The organism is Streptomyces sp. NPDC004031, from assembly GCF_053604375.1.
Map to the genome: position 1 here is coordinate 16,338 of NZ_JBSGHL010000079.1, position 16,989 is coordinate 33,326.

17 protein-coding genes are annotated in these 16,989 nt (G+C 75.1%); 15 read left to right on the forward strand and 2 right to left on the reverse strand.

The genetic code is table 11. The annotated features are described in order from the left end of the window. The first annotated feature begins 75 nt into the window (after nt 1-75). From ACWERV_RS33450 to ACWERV_RS33480, 7 genes are all read left to right on the forward strand, one after another. Nucleotides 76-825, forward strand: coding sequence for a FadR/GntR family transcriptional regulator (locus ACWERV_RS33450; RefSeq protein ID WP_452940321.1), 750 nt, complete (start codon nt 76-78; stop codon nt 823-825). A 159-nt stretch (nt 826-984) separates the two neighbouring features. Further along, nucleotides 985-3,426, forward strand: coding sequence for an FUSC family protein (locus ACWERV_RS33455; protein ID WP_452940323.1), 2,442 nt, complete (start codon nt 985-987; stop codon nt 3,424-3,426). Nucleotides 3,427-3,538: 112 nt separating this feature from the next. Continuing rightward, nucleotides 3,539-3,760, forward strand: a complete 222-nt coding sequence (locus ACWERV_RS33460; protein ID WP_452940325.1) for a DUF6381 family protein — start codon at nt 3,539-3,541, stop codon at nt 3,758-3,760. Between the two features lie 39 nt (nt 3,761-3,799). Continuing rightward, complete coding sequence (locus ACWERV_RS33465; RefSeq protein ID WP_452940327.1) at nt 3,800-4,990, forward strand: alpha-hydroxy-acid oxidizing protein; 1,191 nt, start codon at nt 3,800-3,802, stop codon at nt 4,988-4,990. Nucleotides 4,991-5,048: 58 nt separating this feature from the next. Then, a complete protein-coding gene (locus tag ACWERV_RS33470; RefSeq protein ID WP_452940329.1) occupies nt 5,049-5,513 on the forward strand; it encodes a YunG family protein in 465 nt (154 codons plus the stop codon). Between the two features lie 64 nt (nt 5,514-5,577). Beyond that, nucleotides 5,578-5,928 carry a YciI family protein gene (locus ACWERV_RS33475; RefSeq protein ID WP_452940331.1) on the forward strand — a complete coding sequence of 117 codons (351 nt, stop codon included), beginning with the start codon at nt 5,578-5,580 and terminating at the stop codon, nt 5,926-5,928. Nucleotides 5,929-5,945: 17 nt separating this feature from the next. Then, nucleotides 5,946-7,265: an RNA polymerase sigma factor gene (locus ACWERV_RS33480; RefSeq protein ID WP_452940333.1), complete on the forward strand. Its 1,320-nt coding sequence runs from the start codon at nt 5,946-5,948 to the stop codon at nt 7,263-7,265. Between the two features lie 18 nt (nt 7,266-7,283). Here ACWERV_RS33480 and ACWERV_RS33485 read toward each other — a convergent pair whose 3' ends face one another. Then, nucleotides 7,284-7,829: a hypothetical protein gene (locus tag ACWERV_RS33485; protein WP_452940336.1), complete on the reverse strand. Its 546-nt coding sequence runs from the start codon at nt 7,827-7,829 to the stop codon at nt 7,284-7,286. A gap of 329 nt (nt 7,830-8,158) precedes the next feature. Here ACWERV_RS33485 and ACWERV_RS33490 point away from each other — a divergent pair, with 329 nt between their 5' ends. From ACWERV_RS33490 to ACWERV_RS33500, 3 genes are all read left to right on the forward strand, one after another. After that, nucleotides 8,159-8,611 carry a MarR family winged helix-turn-helix transcriptional regulator gene (locus ACWERV_RS33490; protein ID WP_452940338.1) on the forward strand — a complete coding sequence of 151 codons (453 nt, stop codon included), beginning with the start codon at nt 8,159-8,161 and terminating at the stop codon, nt 8,609-8,611. 101 nt (nt 8,612-8,712) lie between these two features. Further along, nucleotides 8,713-10,098 carry an MFS transporter gene (locus tag ACWERV_RS33495; RefSeq protein ID WP_452940351.1) on the forward strand — a complete coding sequence of 462 codons (1,386 nt, stop codon included), beginning with the start codon at nt 8,713-8,715 and terminating at the stop codon, nt 10,096-10,098. Between the two features lie 95 nt (nt 10,099-10,193). Further along, on the forward strand, nt 10,194-10,778 hold the full coding sequence (locus ACWERV_RS33500) for an isochorismatase family protein (protein WP_452940340.1): 585 nt from the start codon (nt 10,194-10,196) through the stop codon (nt 10,776-10,778). A gap of 45 nt (nt 10,779-10,823) precedes the next feature. Here ACWERV_RS33500 and ACWERV_RS33505 read toward each other — a convergent pair whose 3' ends face one another. Further along, a complete protein-coding gene (locus ACWERV_RS33505) occupies nt 10,824-11,399 on the reverse strand; it encodes a GbsR/MarR family transcriptional regulator (protein WP_452940342.1) in 576 nt (191 codons plus the stop codon). Nucleotides 11,400-11,503: 104 nt separating this feature from the next. Between ACWERV_RS33505 and ACWERV_RS33510 the strand changes: the two genes are divergently transcribed. From ACWERV_RS33510 to ACWERV_RS33530, 5 genes are all read left to right on the forward strand, one after another. After that, entirely contained in the window at nt 11,504-12,409 is a 906-nt protein-coding gene (locus ACWERV_RS33510; protein ID WP_398188566.1) for an ABC transporter ATP-binding protein, read from the forward strand. Continuing rightward, a complete protein-coding gene (locus ACWERV_RS33515) occupies nt 12,406-14,004 on the forward strand; it encodes an ABC transporter permease (RefSeq protein WP_398188568.1) in 1,599 nt (532 codons plus the stop codon). The genes ACWERV_RS33510 and ACWERV_RS33515 overlap by 4 nt, the downstream gene beginning before the upstream one ends. A 37-nt stretch (nt 14,005-14,041) precedes the next feature. After that, nucleotides 14,042-14,812 (forward strand): thioesterase II family protein, encoded by a 771-nt coding sequence (locus ACWERV_RS33520; protein ID WP_398188571.1) that lies wholly within the window; start codon nt 14,042-14,044, stop codon nt 14,810-14,812. Between the two features lie 195 nt (nt 14,813-15,007). Then, nucleotides 15,008-16,273 (forward strand): cytochrome P450, encoded by a 1,266-nt coding sequence (locus ACWERV_RS33525; protein ID WP_398188574.1) that lies wholly within the window; start codon nt 15,008-15,010, stop codon nt 16,271-16,273. An 88-nt stretch (nt 16,274-16,361) separates the two neighbouring features. Continuing rightward, a partial coding sequence (locus ACWERV_RS33530; protein WP_452940345.1) for a beta-ketoacyl synthase N-terminal-like domain-containing protein occupies nt 16,362-16,989 on the forward strand: 628 nt, incomplete at its 3' end.

Here is a 16,989-nt window from a genome sequence, read left to right on the forward strand (position 1 = left end):
CGTCGTCGGAGTCGCTTCTGGACTCATGGGACGTAGGACGTCCGACGTCCTACGCGTGGCGGTAACGTAGGCCGCATGTCAGCTCAGCGCAAGCCCCCCGAGGTGGCGGCCACCCTGGCCGACCGCCCGCGCCGGCCCAGCGTGCAGGACCAACTGATCGACCTGATCGTGGAGTTGGACCTCGACCCGGGCGAGGTGCTGCCGCCGGAACCGGAACTCATGCGCACTCTGGGTGTCAGCAGGAACTCGGTGCGTGAGGCACTCAAGGGCCTCCAGGCGCTCGGCATCGTCGACATCCGGCACGGCTACGGTACCTACGTCGGCACCGCCCAACTGCGCTCCCTCGCCCCCGGCCTGCTCTTCCACACCCGGCTGGCGGTGCGCCGCGACAACCCGCGCGGGCTGCTGGACATCGTCGAGGTCCGCGCGCTGCTGGAGTCCGGCCTCATCCGCCGCTCGGCGCTGGAACTCGACGACACCGACCTCGACCGGCTGCGCGCCGAACTCGACGCGCTGGAGGCCGACGGCGACGCGGGCCGCGCCGGACACGACCGCCGCTTCCACGAACTGCTCTACGAACCGCTCGGCAACGCCCTGGTGCTCCAGCTCATCGCGCTCTTCTGGGACGTCTACCGGCAGGTCGAGAGCGAGGTCGGCAAACCGCACACCGCCCACGGCCAGGTGGTGCGCCAGCACCGCCGCGTCCTGGAGGCCGTCGCCGCCCGCGACCCGGACGCGGCCGCCGCCCGGATCGCCGAGCACTTCGCCGACATCACCGGCCGCTTCGACCGCTGGACCGGCACGCCCCGCCCGGCGTCCGGCTGACACCCGCCCCGGCGCGTTCGTACCGCCCGGACCGCCGGAGGCGTACGGGCGGTGCGCGCGCCGCGCGGTGCGCTGCCCCCCGGACGGCGCGCCCAGCGGCGATACTCGACGCCGGCGGTGACCCGGGCCCGGCCCCGCCTCCCCGCGGAACGGAGACGTATGGAGACCACGAGCCGCGGCACGGCGGACCGCGACCGCGGCCCCGCGGGGCTGCCCGCGCGGGCCCTGGCCTGGCTGCGCAAGCGCGACCCGGGCCTGGCCGCCACCCGCCGGGCCGGGCGCGGCGCCATCGTCATGCCGGGGCTCTTCGCGCTGTGCAGCCAGGTGATCGGCTCGCGCGAGATGGCCAGCTTCGCCGCCTTCGGAGCCTTCGCGATGCTGCTGCTCGTCGACTTCGACGGCCCCGTGCCGCGCCGCCTGCGCGCCATGGCGGCGCTCGCCGTGACCTGGGCGGTGCTGATCTGCTGGGGCACGGCGGTCTCCCGGATCACCTGGCTCGGAGTCCTGTCCATGGCGGTGGTCGGCTTCGCGGCGCTCTTCTGCGGCATCGTCAGCTCCACGCTGGCCGGTGCCACGACCGCGCTGCTGCTCGGCTTCATCCTGCCGGTGTCGCTGCGCGCCCCGCTCTCCGCGCTGCCCGACCGGCTGTCCGGGGCAGGACTCGCCGCGGGCGCGTCTATGCTCGCCGCCGCGCTGCTGTGGCCGCGCCCGGCGACCGACCCGCTGACCGGGCCCGCCGTCGCCGTCTGCCGGGCCGTGGCCGCCCGGCTGCGCGTCGAGGCGGCGCTGGTGCTCGGCCCGGAACCGCCCGACGACGCGCGCTGCGCGCAGGCCACCACCGACGTCGCCGAGGCCGGGAACCGGCTGCGCCGCGCCTTCGACGGCACCCCCTACCGGCCGACCGGCCTGTCCACGGGGGGCCGCGCGCTGGTCCGGCTGGTCGACGAGCTGACCTGGCTCACCGCGATCGTCGCCCACGGCGGTACGCCCCAGGACGCCGCCCGCGGCCGCGCCACGGCCCCCTGCCGGGTCCGCCTCGCCGCCGCCGAGACCCTGGAGCGCGCCGCCGACCTCCTCACCACCCGCACCGCCGACCCCACGCCCCTGCGCACCGCCGCCGACCGGCTGCGCGAGGCGCTGGAGACGCTGGAACGGGACGCCACGAGCCGGCTCCCGGCGCCGAGCGGAGGGCGTGAGCGGGACGAGCGCGGGTCCGGCGGGCGGGAAGCGGCCGTACCCGGCCGGGACGGGGACGCCGGTCAGGGCGGCGCCGAGGCCGTGCCGGGGCGCGCACCGGGCCCGGAAGGCGCCGGGGACGCCGACGTCACCGCCTTCCTCGGGGCGCTCGACGCGTCCTTCCGGGCGCAGGAGCTGAGCTTCGCGGTGCTGCAGATCGCCGCCAACGTCGAGCTGGCCGCCGCCGCGGAGCGGCGCGGCTGGGCCGACCGGCTGCTGGGGCGGGCGCCCCGCGGGCTGCCGTCCGCGCCGGAGGCCGCGCGGGAGCGGGCGGCGGCGCACTTCTCCGCGCACTCGGTGTGGCTGCACAACAGCGTGCGCGGCGCGGTGGGGCTCGCCCTCGCGGTCGCCGTCACGGACGTCGCGAGCGTGCAGCACTCCTTCTGGGTCGTGCTCGGCGCGCTCTCCGTGCTGCGCTCCAACGCCCTGAACACCGGGCAGAACGCGGTGCGCGGCCTCGCCGGGACCGTCGCGGGGTCGGTGCTCGGCGCCGGGCTGCTCCAGCTCATCGGGCACGACAGCGTGCTGCTGTGGTACCTGCTGCCGGTCGCGGTGCTGCTGGCCGGTGTGGCGCCCGCCGCGATCTCCTTCGCGGCGGGCCAGGCGGCCTTCACCGTCACCCTGGTGATCCTCTTCAACATCGGGCAGGTGCCCAGCTGGCGCGTCGGCCTCTTCCGCGTCGAGGACATCGCCATCGGCTGCGCGGTGAGCCTGGTCGTCGGGGTGTTCTTCTGGCCGCGGGGCGCGGCCGCGGAGGTCGACAAGACCATGGCGACGGCCTACCGGGACAGCGCGGACTACCTCGCGGACGCGGTCGACTACGCGGTGGGCTGCTGCTCCGCCGGGCCCGAGCCCGCCGCGGCCCCGCTCGCCGCCGGGCGGCAGGCCGCCGCCGCGGCCCGGCGCCTCGACGACGCCTTCCGCGGCTACCTCACCGAGCGCGGGCCCAAGCCCGTGCCGCTCGCCGAGATGACCGCGCTGGTGACCGGTGTGGTCGGGCTGCGGCTCGCCGCGGACGCGGTGCTGGGGCTGTGGCAGCGGGCGGGCGATCCGCACACCGACGCCGAGCGGGCCGCGGCCCGTACCGAGCTGCTGTCCGCCGCGGACGGGGTCTCGGCCTGGTACCACGGGCTCGCGGACGGCATCCGGGGCGGCGAGCCCGTTCCCGCACCGCAGCCCGACGACCCCGCCGCCGACGCCCGGCTCGCCGCCGCCGTACGCCGTGACCTGCGCGACGAGCACGGGCAGGCCACCGCCACCGCGGTCCGTATCGTCTGGACCGGCGACCACCTGGCCGCCGCGCGCCGCCTGCAGTCCTCCCTCGCCGTCGCCGCGACCCGCACCCGGCCCCGTACCCCCGCCTGACGGGCCGGCGCGGGGGCGGTGCGGCGGGCGGGGAGGGGACCTGGGTGGCCGCGCGGCGCGGAGCCTGGTTCGCTGGAAGGCGAGGACACCCCACGGCAAGCGAGGTCCCGCCATGACGGAGCAGGGCACGACGCAGCAGGACGTGACCGAGCAGGAAGCCTCCCACCGCCACGTCGAGCAGTTGCGGGAGCAGGCCCAGCAACTGGAGGACGACGCGGCGCACGCGGCGGACGCCGCCGAGCGCAGTTCGCTGGAGAAGCGCGCCAGGCAGTTGGAATCGGACAGCGATCAGGAGAGCATGATGGCCGCCGGGGACATCTACCCCGCGCAGTAGCCGGCCCGCGCCGCCGCCCGACCGCGAGGACAACACCATATGAGCGACCAGCCGCCGCAGCTCCCGCAGCCCTCGTTCGGGAACTACCAGAACGACATCTACCTGCGCGCCCTCGGCGGTGTGCTGCCCGACCTGCCGATGGCGTACGCGGAGCTGGAGCGGCGCGCGGCCGCCGCGCTGCCGCCCTCGGTGTGGTCGTACGTCGCCGGTGGCGCGGGCGACGAGGCCACGCAGCGCGCCAACACCGAGGCCTTCGCGCGCTGGGGCCTGTACCCGCGGATGTTCGTCGGCGCGAGCGTCCGGGATCTGTCCGTGGAGCTGTTCGGCAGGACCTGGCCCGCGCCGCTGTTCATGGCGCCCATCGGGGTGCTCGGGCTGTGCGCGCAGGACGGCCACGGCGACCTCGCCGCCGCGCGCGCCGCAGCCCGCACCGGCGTGCCGATGGCGGCCTCGACGCTGTCGGTGGACCCGCTGGAGGACGTCGCCGCCGAGCTGGGCGGCACACCGGGCCTCTTCCAGCTCTACACACCCACCGACCGCGACCTCGCCGAAAGCCTCGTCCGGCGGGCCGAGCAGGCCGGATACGCCGCGATCACCGTCACCCTCGACACCTGGGTCACCGGCTGGCGCCCGCGCGACCTGGCCACCGGCAACTTCCCGCAGCTGCGCGGCCACTGCCTCACCAACTATTTCACCGACCCGGTCTTCCGGCGGCTGCTCGGCAAGGACCCGCGCGACGATCCGCAGGGCGCCGTCCTGCTCTGGACACAGCTCTTCGGCAACCCGCTGACCTGGGACGATCTGAGCTGGCTGCGCTCCCTCACCACCCTGCCGCTGGTCGTCAAGGGCATCTGCCACCCCGAGGACGCCCGCCGCGCCCGGGACGGCGGCGTGGACGGCGTCTACGTCTCCAACCACGGCGGGCGCCAGGCCAACGGCGGCCTGCCCGCGCTCACGGCGCTGCCCGACGTGGTCGCGGCGGTGGACGGCCTGCCGGTGCTCTTCGACTCCGGGGTGCGCTCCGGCGCCGATGTGGTCAAGGCGCTCGCGCTCGGGGCCACCGCGGTGGGTCTCGGCCGCCCGTACGCCTACGGCTGCGCGCTCGGCGGCACCGACGGCATCGTGCACGTCCTGAGGACGGTGCTGGCCGAGGCCGACCTGATCATGGCCGTGGACGGCTACCCGACCCTCGCCGACCTCACGCCCGCCGCCCTGCGCGCACTGCCCTGACCCGCACCGGCGCCCGCGCCCGGGGGGCGTTGTCAGTGGTGCGTGGGACGCTGCCCGCATGACCGTACGAAGCCTGCTGGATCTCGACCGGGCGCTGCGCGCATCCTGGGCCGCCGACACCTGCTCGCCCGACGACGTCGCGCGCGAGGCGTGGTCGCCGGACAACCCGGCGTGGGGCCACTGCGACATCAGCGCGCTGCTCGTCCACGACTTCTTCGGCGGCGACCTGGTGGTCGGCGAGGTGCACCTCGCGGGCGAGCCCCAGGGCCACCACTGGTGGAACGAGCTGCCGAGCGGCCTGCACATCGACGTCACCAAGGAGCAGTTCCGCCGCGGCCAGCGCGTCACGGGCGCCCGCCGGGTCGTGCGTCCGCCGGGGCCGCTGCCGCGCCGCTGGGAGGAGTACATACGGCTGCGCGAGCGGGTCGCCCGGCACCTGGACGCCCCGCTGCCCGCGCCCGGCGGCGGATCCGCCCCGGCGGGTGTCGATTCCGGGGTCCCCCCGTTCGTCGAAGGGGCGTAAGGCCACGAGAGGCGGCCGGGCCGCGCGCTGCGGCCGGGCCGCCGGGACAGGAAGGACGGGAGCCATGGCGCGCTACCTGCTGCTCATCCACGACAACGAGGAATACGCCGAGACGGCGGGCGAGGACGTGCTGCGCGCGCTCGACGAGGGGCACCGGCGGTTCAACGAGGAGCACAAGGACGTGGTCGTCTCGGGCGAGCACCTCAAGCCCACGTCCACCGCGACCGTGGTGCGCGAGGACGGCGCGGGCGGCCACCTGCTGACCGACGGCCCCTACGCCGAGACCAAGGAGGCCCTGGGCGGCTACTACATCGTCGACGTCCCCGACCTGGACGCGGCGCTCGCCGTCGCCAAGCGGCTGCCCTACTTCGGGCGGCCGGGCGAGGCGGCCGTCGAGGTCCGCCCGCTGTACTGACCGGAGGGCGGGCGCAGATGCGGACGACCGGGGCCGTAGGGGAACCTGCGGCGGACGCGGAACGGGCGGCGCAGGCCACGGCGGAGTGCTCGGGGGAGTCCGCCGCGGCCGGCGCCGTCGCCGAGGCGCACCGCACGCAGTGGGCCTTCGTGCTCGCCGCGACGGTCCGCGTCACCCGCGACCTGGACCTGGCCGAGGAGTGCGTGCAGGACGCCTACGCCAGGGCCCTGGTCGCCTGGGAGTCCGCCGGGGTGCCCGACCGCCCCGCCGCCTGGCTGACGACCACGGCCCGCAACCGGGCCGTGGACGTCGTCCGGCGCGCCGCGTTCCTGCGCACCGCGCTGCCGCTGCTCGCCGACGACGAGGCGGTGGACGGCCCCGCGGACGGCGCCGACATCCCCGACGAACGGCTGCGGCTGGTCTTCACCTGCTGCCACCCCGCCCTCGCCCCGCAGGCCCAGGTCGCGCTGACGCTGCGGCTGGTGTGCGGCCTGACCACCGCCGAGATCGCCCGCGCCTTCCTCGTCCCCGAGACGACCATGGCCGCGCGCATCACCCGCGCGAAGAAGAAGATCGCCGCGGCCGGTATCCCGTACCGGATACCCGACTCCGAGGAACTGCCCGAGCGGATCGACGCGGTGCTCACGGTGGTGGACCTGGTCTTCACCACCGGCCATGTCGCCCCCGGCGGGCCCGAGCTGCTGCGCACCGACCTGCTCGCGCGGGCCGCCGCCCTGGCCGCGATGCTCGGCGCGCTGCTGCCGGGGGACGCCGAGGTCGCGGGCCTGCGGGCGCTGATCCTGCTGACCGACGCCCGCCGCGGGACCCGGGTCGACGCCGCCGGGCGCCCGGTGCTGCTGGCCGACCAGGACCGCACCCGGTGGGACCGCGCGGCCATCGCGGAGGGTCAGGCGCTGCTGCGCCGCGCCCTGCGCCGCCGCCCGCCGGGACCCTTCGCCCTGCGCGCGGCCGTCGCCGCGGTGCACGCCGAGGCGCCGACGTGGGAGGAGACGGACTGGCCGGAGATCGTCGGGCTGTACGACCTGCTGCTGCGCCGCCGCCCCACACCGGTGGCCGCGCTCAACCGCGCCGTCGCCGTCGGCTTCGCCCGGGGCCCGGCGGCGGGCCTGGCCGCCCTCGACGCGCTCGCGGCCGAGCCGCAGCTCGCGGGCTACCCCTACGCGGCCGTCGCACGCGGCGAGTTCCTGCACCGCCTGGGCCGTACCGACGAGGCCGCGTCCGCCTTCCGGGCGGCGCTGCGCAGCACCGCCAACGAGGCCGAGCGGGAATTCCTGCGCGCCCGCGTCGCCGCCCTCACGGCCGGGGACGGGACGTGAGACCGGCACGCCCCGCGGTCAGTCCAGCGAGTCCGACGAGCCCGGGATCGACATGAAGCGGATACGGGCCGCGTCGCCACTCAGCCCGAACGGGGCGCCGATCGCCTCCCAGGTGACCAGGCCGCGGTGCGCCTCCTGGGCCGCCGCGGCGCTCCACATCGGGGCCAGGCCCTCCACCCGGGCCGCGACCCGCAGCGCGGTGAGCTGCTGCCGCTCGGACAGCTCGCCGATCCGCCGCTGGAGCGTGCCGAGCAGCTGCTCGACGTCCTGCGGGATCAGGCCCTCGGCCGCGGCGGTGTGCCGCTCCCAGTCCGCGTACGGCCCGGTGTCGCCCTCGTAGCCCTCGGTCGCCTCGTCGTCGCCGAAGTCCACCGGGTGCGCGGCCGAGCCCCGCCAGCCGCAGGCGCACGCGCCCTTCACGGCCACCGCGCGCGGCCCGTCGGCGCCGTTGTACGACCACCACGGCATCCGGCTGCCGTCCTGCTGCGGGGCCGGTTCGCCGCCGTCCGCCAGCACGGCGGCCACGAAGCCCTCGTGGCGCCCGGTCTCGTCGATCCAGCTCATGCCGTACAGCCTCTCGTCCGCCGGAAGGTTTCCCAAGGCTCGCGGGCGGACTGACGCTGCGTCAAGGTGGCCCCCGGCGGCCGGCCCGAACGCACCGGCCGGGATCGCGCGCCCCTTCGATTCCTCCCGCCGACTACGTCCGCGCGGGCGCGTACTGCGTCCCGGGCCGTGCGCCGGCGGGCGAAATCCGCCGTACCGCCCGCCCGCGCAGCCGCGCACCCGGGCCCCATCCGTCCGTGCGCGTCCGTCCGCCCGTGTCCGGCCGAAAGACAGCTCAGACTGCACACCCGAGGTTGCACAGTCTGGGCTGTCTATCTATCGTGGGGGCCGTGAACGACGACAGCGCCCTCCCCGAACCCGCGCGGCAGGCCGCGCGGGACGTCGTGGTGGTCTTCAACCGGCTGCGCCGCCGCCTCCAGGAGGTCGCGGTCGACGGGGACCTCACGCCCGCCCAGGCCTCCGTGCTGGTCCGGCTCGACAAGGGCGGCCCGGCGACGGCCAGCGAGCTGGCCTTCGTCGAGCGGGTCCGCCCGCAGTCGATCGCCAAGGTCGTCGCGGCGCTGGAGGAGGCCGGACTGGTCACCCGCAGTCCCGACCCGCACGACGGCCGCCGCCAGCTCGTCGCGCTCACCGACCTGGGCCGCGCCCGCCGCACCGGGGACCGGCGCGCGCGGGAGACCTGGCTGGCCCGCGCGCTCGCCGAGCACGGGACCCCCGAGCAGATCGCCGCGGTCACCGAAGCGATGGCGCTGCTCGACCGGGTCTCCGGGGCGGAGGAGTGACGGCACCCTCCGCGCGCTCCGCGCTCACCGCCCTCGCCGGGCGGATACGCCGCGCCCGCACCCCGGACCCGGGCGGCTTCGACCGCCGCCTGATATCCCCGATGATCCTCGGCTCGGTCCTCAACCCGGTCAACTCCTCGATGCTCGCCGTCGCGCTCGTCCCGATCGGCAAGGCCTTCCACGCCGCCCCCGCGCAGACCGCGTGGCTGGTCACCGCGCTGTACCTGGCGACCGCCGTCGGCCAGCCGGTCATCGGCCGCCTCGTGGACACCTACGGACCCCGGGTGCTGTATCTCACCGGCACCGCCCTGGTCGGCGTCGCGGGCGTGCTCGGTGTGGCCGCCCCCGACCTCGGCGTGCTGATCGCCTCCCGGGTGCTGCTCGGCTTCGGCACCTCGGCGGCCTACCCGGCGTCCATGTACCTGCTGCGGACGGAGTCCGCGCGTACGGGCGCGAGCAGCCCCACCGGCATCCTCGCCGGGCTGTCCATCGCCAACCAGGTCGTCGCCGTCATCGGCCCGACGCTGGGCGGCCTGCTGATCGCCGCGGGCGGCTGGCACCTCATCTTCGCCGTCAACGTGCCGCTGTCCGCCGCCTGCCTGGTGCTCGGCGCCCGGCGGCTGCCGCGCCGGGCCGCGCTCCCCGATCCGGGGGCGCAGGGCCCGGGGCGGGGGGTGGACGTGCCCGGCATGGTGCTCTTCGCCGCGACCCTCACCGCCTTCATGCTCTTCCTGATGCGGCCCGTCCCCGGCCGGTGGTACCTGCTGCCGCTTACCGCTGCGGCCGGCGCCGCCTTCACCCGCCGCGAGCTGCGCACCGCCGACCCCTTCGTCGATCTGCGGGTGCTGCGCGGCAACACCCCGCTGCTCGTCACCTACGGCCGCCAGCTGCTCGCCTACACCACCTCCTACGCCTTCCTCTACGGCTTCCCGCAGTGGCTGGAGGAGGGCAGGTCGCTCAGCGCGTCCACCGCGGGCCTGATCCTGCTGCCGATGTCCGCCGCGGCGATCGGGGTGACCGCGCTGACCGGGCGGCGCGCCGAGGTGCGCGGCAAGCTGCTGGCCGGAGCCGTGGTGCAGGTCGCCGCGAGCGCGGCCCTGCTGCCGCTCGGCGCGGGCGACGCCGTGTGGCTGCTGGCGCTGGTCGGCGCCGCCGCCGGTGTCCCGCAGGGCCTCGTCGGCCTGGCCAACCAGAACGCCCTCTACGCGCAGGCCGACCCGCGGCGCATGGGCTCCTCCGCCGGGCTGCTGCGCACCTTCGGCTACCTCGGCGCGCTGTTGGCCTCCGCGGGCTCCGCCGCCTTCTACCGGGACGGCGCCGGCACCACCGGGCTGCACCACCTCGGCTGGATGCTCGTCGCGATCTCCGTGCTGCTGCTCGCCCTGACCCTCGTCGACCGCTCCCTGGCCGCCGTCGGCCAGGAGACCGCGGCCCCCGCCGCCGCCCGCGACGGCGACCCCCCGACCCGTACGTCCGGGCCCCGCTGAGCCGCGGCCCCGCCGTACGCCCGTACCCGCCCCGGGCACCGGCTCCCGCCACCCGGCGCGAGCCCCCGCGCCCGCCACGAAAGGCCTCCGCCGCCATGGCTCTCACCACGCTCGACCCGAGCACCGCGCTGGTCGTCATCGACCTCCAGAAGGCGCTGCTCGGCATCCCCGGCACTCCGCACCGCACCGCCGACGTGCTGGCCCGCTCGGTCGAGCTGGCCGACGCCTTCCGCGGCCGCGGCCTGCCGGTGGTCCTGGTCCGGGTGACCTCCGCCCCCGACGGCTCGGACCAGGCCCCCGGGCGCACCGACGCCGCGCGCGGAGTCGGCCCGCTGCCCGAGGGCTGGGACCAGCTCGCCGACGAACTCGCGGGCCACGACGGCGACATCGTCGTCACCAAGCGCAACTGGTCGGCCTTCTACGGCACCGACCTCGACCTCCGGCTGCGCCGCCGCGGCGTCACGCAGATCGTCCTCACCGGAGCCGCCACCAGCATCGGCGTGGAGTCCACCGCCCGCTACGCGCACGAGCACGGCTACCACGTCACCGTCGCCACCGACGCGGTCACCGACATGGACGGCGACGCCCACCGCAACAGCCTGGAGAAGATCTTCCCCCGGCTGTCCGAGAGCGGCACCACCGCCGACATCCTCGCCCTGCTCGCCCGCACCCACGCCTGACCCGCCGCGGCCCCGACCGCCCGCCGCCCCCATGGCGGCGGGCGGTCAGCCCTGTCCGGGCACGGGCGGCAGGCTCCGTGCCCGCAGCGCCTTCCAGCGGTCCAGCACGTCGGCCATCTCCTGCTGGGCGAAGCCGAAGAAGTCCCGCATCTCCGCGATCCGCGCCCCGGCCCGGGTGCCCGGTCCGCCGAGCGCGTACGTGCCCCGCTCGGTCGCGGCGATGATGCGGGTGAACATGCCGTGCTTGGTGGCCGCGGCGGCGTACCAGGTGTCGTCGGGCAGCACGTACAGATCGCTGCGCGAGCCCGGCACCGACTCCCGCCCCACCAGCCCGACCTGGGCGAGGTAGCGCACCGCGCCGGAGATCGCGGCCGGGCTCACCGTGAGCAGCTCCGCGAGCCGGCCCGCCGTCAGGCCGCGCTCCTCCGACGCCATCAGCGTCATCAGCACCCGTGCGCTCATCCTGGGCACGCCCAGGTCGGCGAACAGCATGGCCGTCTGCTCGACGAAGCGGCGGGTGTCCTCCTCGTCCCGCCCGATGACGTCCGGCGCTTTGACGTCCCACGCTTTGACGTCCGGCCCGACCGCGTCCGCCCCGATCCCGTCCCGTCCGACGGACATGACCGACCATCTCCTCCCGGACCCGTGCGCCGGAACCGCGCACCCGCGTATGCATTGTGTCATGAAACTTCACAACTCTGTGAAGATGTCGATACTGTCGTTTCGTGAACGGAAACGACGACGTGATCAACACATCAGGATTACGCAAGCAGTTCAGGCAGGCCGTCGCCCTCGACGGACTCGACCTGACGGTGGCCCAGGGCGAGGTCCACGGACTGCTCGGGCCCAATGGAGCGGGGAAGTCGACCACCATCCGCATCCTGCTCGGACTGCTGCGCGCCGACGGCGGCACCGCCACCCTCTTCGGCGGCGACCCCTGGCGCGACGCGACGGAACTGCACCGCAGACTCGCCTACGTCCCCGGCGACGTCAGCCTGTGGCCCGGCCTGACCGGCGGCGAGACCATCGACCTGCTCGGCTCGATGTACGGCGGCCTGGACACCGCGCGGCGCGACGCCCTGGTGGAGCGCTTCGAGCTGGACCCGAAGAAGAAGGGCCGCGCCTACTCCAAGGGCAACCGGCAGAAGGTCGCCCTGATAGCCGCCCTGGCCTGCGACGCCGACCTGCTCATCCTGGACGAGCCGACCTCGGGCCTCGACCCGCTCATGGAGGCCGTGTTCGGCGACTGCGTGGCCGAGTTCACCGCGCAGGGCGGCACCGTCCTGCTGTCCAGCCACATCCTGGCCGAGGTGGAGCGGCTGTGCGACCGGGTGTCCATCGTCCGGCAGGGCCGCCGGGTGGACACCGGGACGCTCGACGAGCTGCGCCACCTGTCGCGCACCACCATCATCGCGACCGTCAGCCGCCCGGTCGCCGGGCTCGACGCCGTCACCGGGGTGCACGAACTGGAGACGGACGGGCTCCAGTTGCGCTGCCAGGTCGACCCGGACGTGCTGGAGAAGGTGCTGCGCCTGGTCACCGACGCCGGGGTGCGCTCGCTCGTCAGCCGCCCGCCGACCCTCGACGAACTGTTCCTGCGCTACTACTCCGGCACGGAGGGCACGCGATGAGCCGCGGCGCCCCCGCCGGGACGACCGAGCTGGTCAAACTCGCCTCCCGGCGCGACCGCCTGCTGCTCGCGGTCTGGGCCGACGCGCTGATCGGCAGCTCCTTCTCCACCGCCTACAGCCTCAAGGACCTCTTTCCCGACGCCGCGGCACGGCGCAGCTTCGTCGACGGCATCCGGGGCGCCTCCGGGGCGGCGCCGCTGTACGGCGCCGTCAACGGCACCTCGCTGGGCGCGCTGACGGCGTGGCGGCTGGGCGTCGTCGCCGCCGTCGCCGCGGCCGTGATGTCGGTCATGCTCGTCGTCCGGCACACCCGCGCCGACGAGCAGACCGGCCGCCAGGAACTCGTCGCCGCCGGGGTCGTGGACCGTACCGCGCCGCTCGTCGCGGCGCTCCAGCTCGCGGTGTCGATGGACCTCACCGTCGGGGTGTGCATCGGGGCGGTGCTGCCGATCCTCGGACTGCCGGTGGCGGGCGCCTTCGCGCTCGGCCTGGCCGTCGCCGGGTGCGGCATCGTCTTCGCCGGTGTAGCCGCCGTCACCGCGCAGGTCTTCGAGTCCGCCCGCACCGCGACCGGCTCCGCGCTCGCCCTGCTGGCCGGCTTCTTCCTGCTGCGCGCGGTCGGCGACACCGACGACTCGGTGACGTGGCTGCGCTGGCTGTCGCCGATCGGCTGGGCGCAGCAGGTGCGCCCCTACGCCGGAGACCGCTGGTGGGTGCTCGCGCTGCCCGCCCTCGCCGCCGCCGTCCTGGTCGCCGTCGCGCTGCGGCTGCTGGAGCGGCGCGACTACGGCGCGGGCCTGGTCGCCGCCCGGCCCGGCCCCGCCCGCGCGGGCGCCGCCACCCGCGGCGCCTTCGGCCTGGCCTGGCGGCTGCACCGCGGCACGGTGCTGAGCTGGACCGGCGGCGTGCTCGCGGGCGCGCTCGTGACCGGCTCCTTCGTCAAGAACGTCGACGTCCTCGCGGGCGGCGCGAGCGTGCGCAAGCTCATGACGGAACTCGGCGGCACGCAGGACCTCCAGGACGCGTATCTCGCCGCGCTCATGGGTACGTTCGGGATCATGGCGGCAGCCCTCGCGCTCAGCGTCCTCACCCGGGCTCGGGCCGAGGAGGCCGACGGCCGGATCGAGCTGGTCTTCTCCGGCACGGTCGGCCGCGCCCGCTGGGTGACCAGCCATGTGGTGATCGCGGCCGGCGGTGCCACCGCCGTGCTCGCCGCCGCGGGGCTCGGCACCGGCCTGTCCTACGGGCTGAGCGCGCACCGCCTCGGGCACGGCCTGGGCAGCATGCTCGGCGCCGCCTTCGCCCAGCTCCCGGCGGTGCTCGCGGTCGGCGCCATCGCCGTCCTGCTGCTGGCCGCCTTCCCCCGCCTCACCGCGGCGAGCTGGGGCCTGTACGGGATCTTCGCCTTCGTCACCCTGGTCGGGCCGTCCCTGAAGGCCGGTCACTACCTGATGGACGTCTCGCCCTTCAGCCAGGTGCCCAAGCTGCCCGGATCGCCGTTCGAGGCCACACCGCTGGTCGTCATGGGAGCGCTGGCCCTCGCCGGCCTCGCCGTCTCGCTCGCCGCCTTCCGCCGCCGCGACCTGCTCGCCTGACCGCGCAGCCGGCCGCCCGCCTCCAGGAGTCGAACCGATGAGCACCTCTGCCGCCGACGTGCTGGACCACGACCCGTGGGTCCGCCGCTACCACCCGTCCGACCAGGCCCTCCGGCTGGTCTGCTTCCCGCACGCCGGAGGGTCGGCCACCGCCTTCCACAAGCTGTCCGCGCTGCTCGCCCCCGGCATCGAGGTGCTGGCGGTGCAGTATCCCGGGCGGCAGGACCGGCGCTCGGAGCCGAGCGCCGAGTCCATCGACGAGCTGGCGGACGCGTTCACCGCCGCCTCGACGGCGTGGCGCGACCGCCCGTACGCCTTCTTCGGCCACAGCATGGGCGCGGTCGTGGCCTACGAGGTGGCCCGCCGGCTGAGCAAGGAGGGCGGACCGCAGCCCGTACGGCTCTTCGCCTCCGGGCGGCGCGCCCCCTCCCGGCTGCGGCCCGGCACGGTCCACCTGCGTGACGACGCGGGCCTGCTCGACGAGCTGCGCACGCTGGGCGGCACCGACGAGCGCATGCTCGCCGACCCCGAGATCGTCCAGATGGCGATCCCCCCGACCCGCAGCGACTACAAGGCCATCGAGACCTACCGCGAGGAGCCCGGCTTCGTGCTGGCGTGCCCGGTGACGGTGCTGACCGGCACCGACGACCCGCACACCACACTGGACGAGGCCGCTGCCTGGTCGGACCACACCGAGGCCGCGTGCGACCTGCTGACCTTCCGCGGCGGCCACTTCTTCGTCGACGAGCGGCGCGCCGAGGTGGCCGAGGCCGTCCGCACCGCGCTGCGGGAGACGGCCGCGGGCTGACATAGGGGGACGGATCCGCCACCGCACGGGCGCACCGTGCGGACGACTGCGCCCGGCAGGGGAACACCCCTGCCGGGCGCCGTCGTACCTGCGGAAAGAGCACCGGCGGGCACCGGAAAGCACTGCTTAAGGAGCGGTTGTGAGACTGGCGCGGACCGGTGTTCGCAGCCCGTCCCACACGTGAATCGAGGCACTGTGTCCCCGACGGAAGCCAGGTTCCCCTCCTCCGGCGCGTCCGGCACCGCCCCCGCGCCCGACTTCCTCGATCCGTCGTTCTGGCTGCGGCCGCACGAGGAGCGCGCCGAGGTCTTCGAGCGGCTGCGCGCCCAGCCCGGACCGGAGTTCGTACCGCCGCGCCTGCCGTGGGGGCCGATGGCGAACGGCTACTGGGCGCTCGCCAAGCACGCCGACATCCTGGAGGTCAGCCGCCGCCCGCAGGACTTCTCCTCGGAGGGCGCCACCGGCATGGTCGGCCCGGAACTCGGCGAGTTCTACGGCTCCATGATCACCATGGACAACCCCGAGCACGCCCGGCTGCGGCGCATCGTGTCGCGGTCCTTCGGCCGCAACATGGCGCCCGCCTTCGCGTCCATGTCCCACGAGGTGGCCCGCCGGCTCGTCGCCGCGCTCGTCGAGCGCGGGCCCGGCGACTTCGTCCGCCCGGTCGCCGCCGACATGCCGATCGCCGTGCTCAGCACCATGATGGGCATCCCGCCGGACGACTACGAGTTCCTCTTCGAACGCACCAGCACCATCATGGGCGCCCTCGACCCCGAGTTCGTCTCCAGCCCCGAGGAGGCCGCCGCCGCCGTCCTCGGCGCCTCCCGGGACCTCGGCGACTACATCGCCGGGCTGCGCGAGGACCGCCTCGCCCACCCGCGCCCCGACGTCGTCACCCGGCTCGTCCAGGTGCAGGAGGACGGCGAGCAGCTGACCGGCCAGGAGCTGGTCTCCTTCTTCATCCTGCTGGTCAACGCCGGTATGGAGACCACCCGCAACGCCATCTCCCGCGCCCTGGTGCTGCTCACCGAACACCCCGAGCAGCGCGCCCTGCTGCTGTCGGACTTCGAGCGGCACGCGCCGAACGCCGTCGAGGAGATCCTCCGGGTGGCCACCCCCATCAACTGGATGCGCAGGACCGCCACCCGCGACTGCGACATGAACGGCCACCGCTTCCACGAGGGCGACCAGATCTTCCTCCTCTACTGGTCCGCCAACCACGACGAGAAGGTCTTCGCCGACCCCTACCGCTTCGACATCACCCGGGACCCCAACCCGCAGCTCTCCTTCGGCGCGCCCGGCCCGCACTTCTGCCTGGGCGCCCACCTCGCCCGTATCGAGATCGCCGCCCTCTACCGCGAACTGCTCACCGCGCTCCCGGAGATCCGCGCCACAGGGGAGCCCAGCCGGCTCGCGTCCAGCTTCATCGAGGGCTACAAGCGGCTCGACTGCGCCTTCTGACCCCTTCGCGCTTCCGGGAAAGCCGCCGGGACGAGCCGAGTTCCGCCGAGAGACCAGCCGACTTCCGCAAGCAGAGGAGAGCCCAGGGATGGCGAAGGACGAGGAGCGGCTGCTCGACCACCTGAAGTGGGTGACGGCCGAACTGCGCGACACCCGCAGGCGGTTGAGCGAGGCCGAGTCCGCCCTGCCCGAGCCGGTCGCGATCGTCGGCATGGCCTGCCGCTTCCCCGGCGGCGTGCAGAGCCCGGACGACCTGTGGAATCTGGTGTCTTCCGGCTCCGAGGGCCTGACCGCCTTCCCCACCGACCGCGGCTGGGACCTGGACTCCCTCTTCGACGCCGACCCGGACCGCCCCGGCACCAGCTACACCCGGCAGGGCGGCTTCCTGCACGGAGCGGCCGGCTTCGACGCCGGTTTCTTCGGCATCTCGCCGCGCGAGGCGCTCGCGATGGACCCGCAGCAGCGGCAGCTGCTCGAAGTCGCCTGGGAGACCTTCGAGCACGCCGGGATCGACCCGCGCGGCCTCGTCGGCAGCGACACGGGCGTCTGGGCCGGGGTGACGTCGCAGGAGTACGTCGTCCTCACCGCCATGGCCCAGAACGAGGTCGAAGGCTATGCCGCCACCGGGAATCTGGGGTGTGTGGTGTCGGGTCGGGTGTCGTATGTGCTGGGTCTTGAGGGTCCTGCGGTGACGGTGGATACGGGGTGTTCGTCGT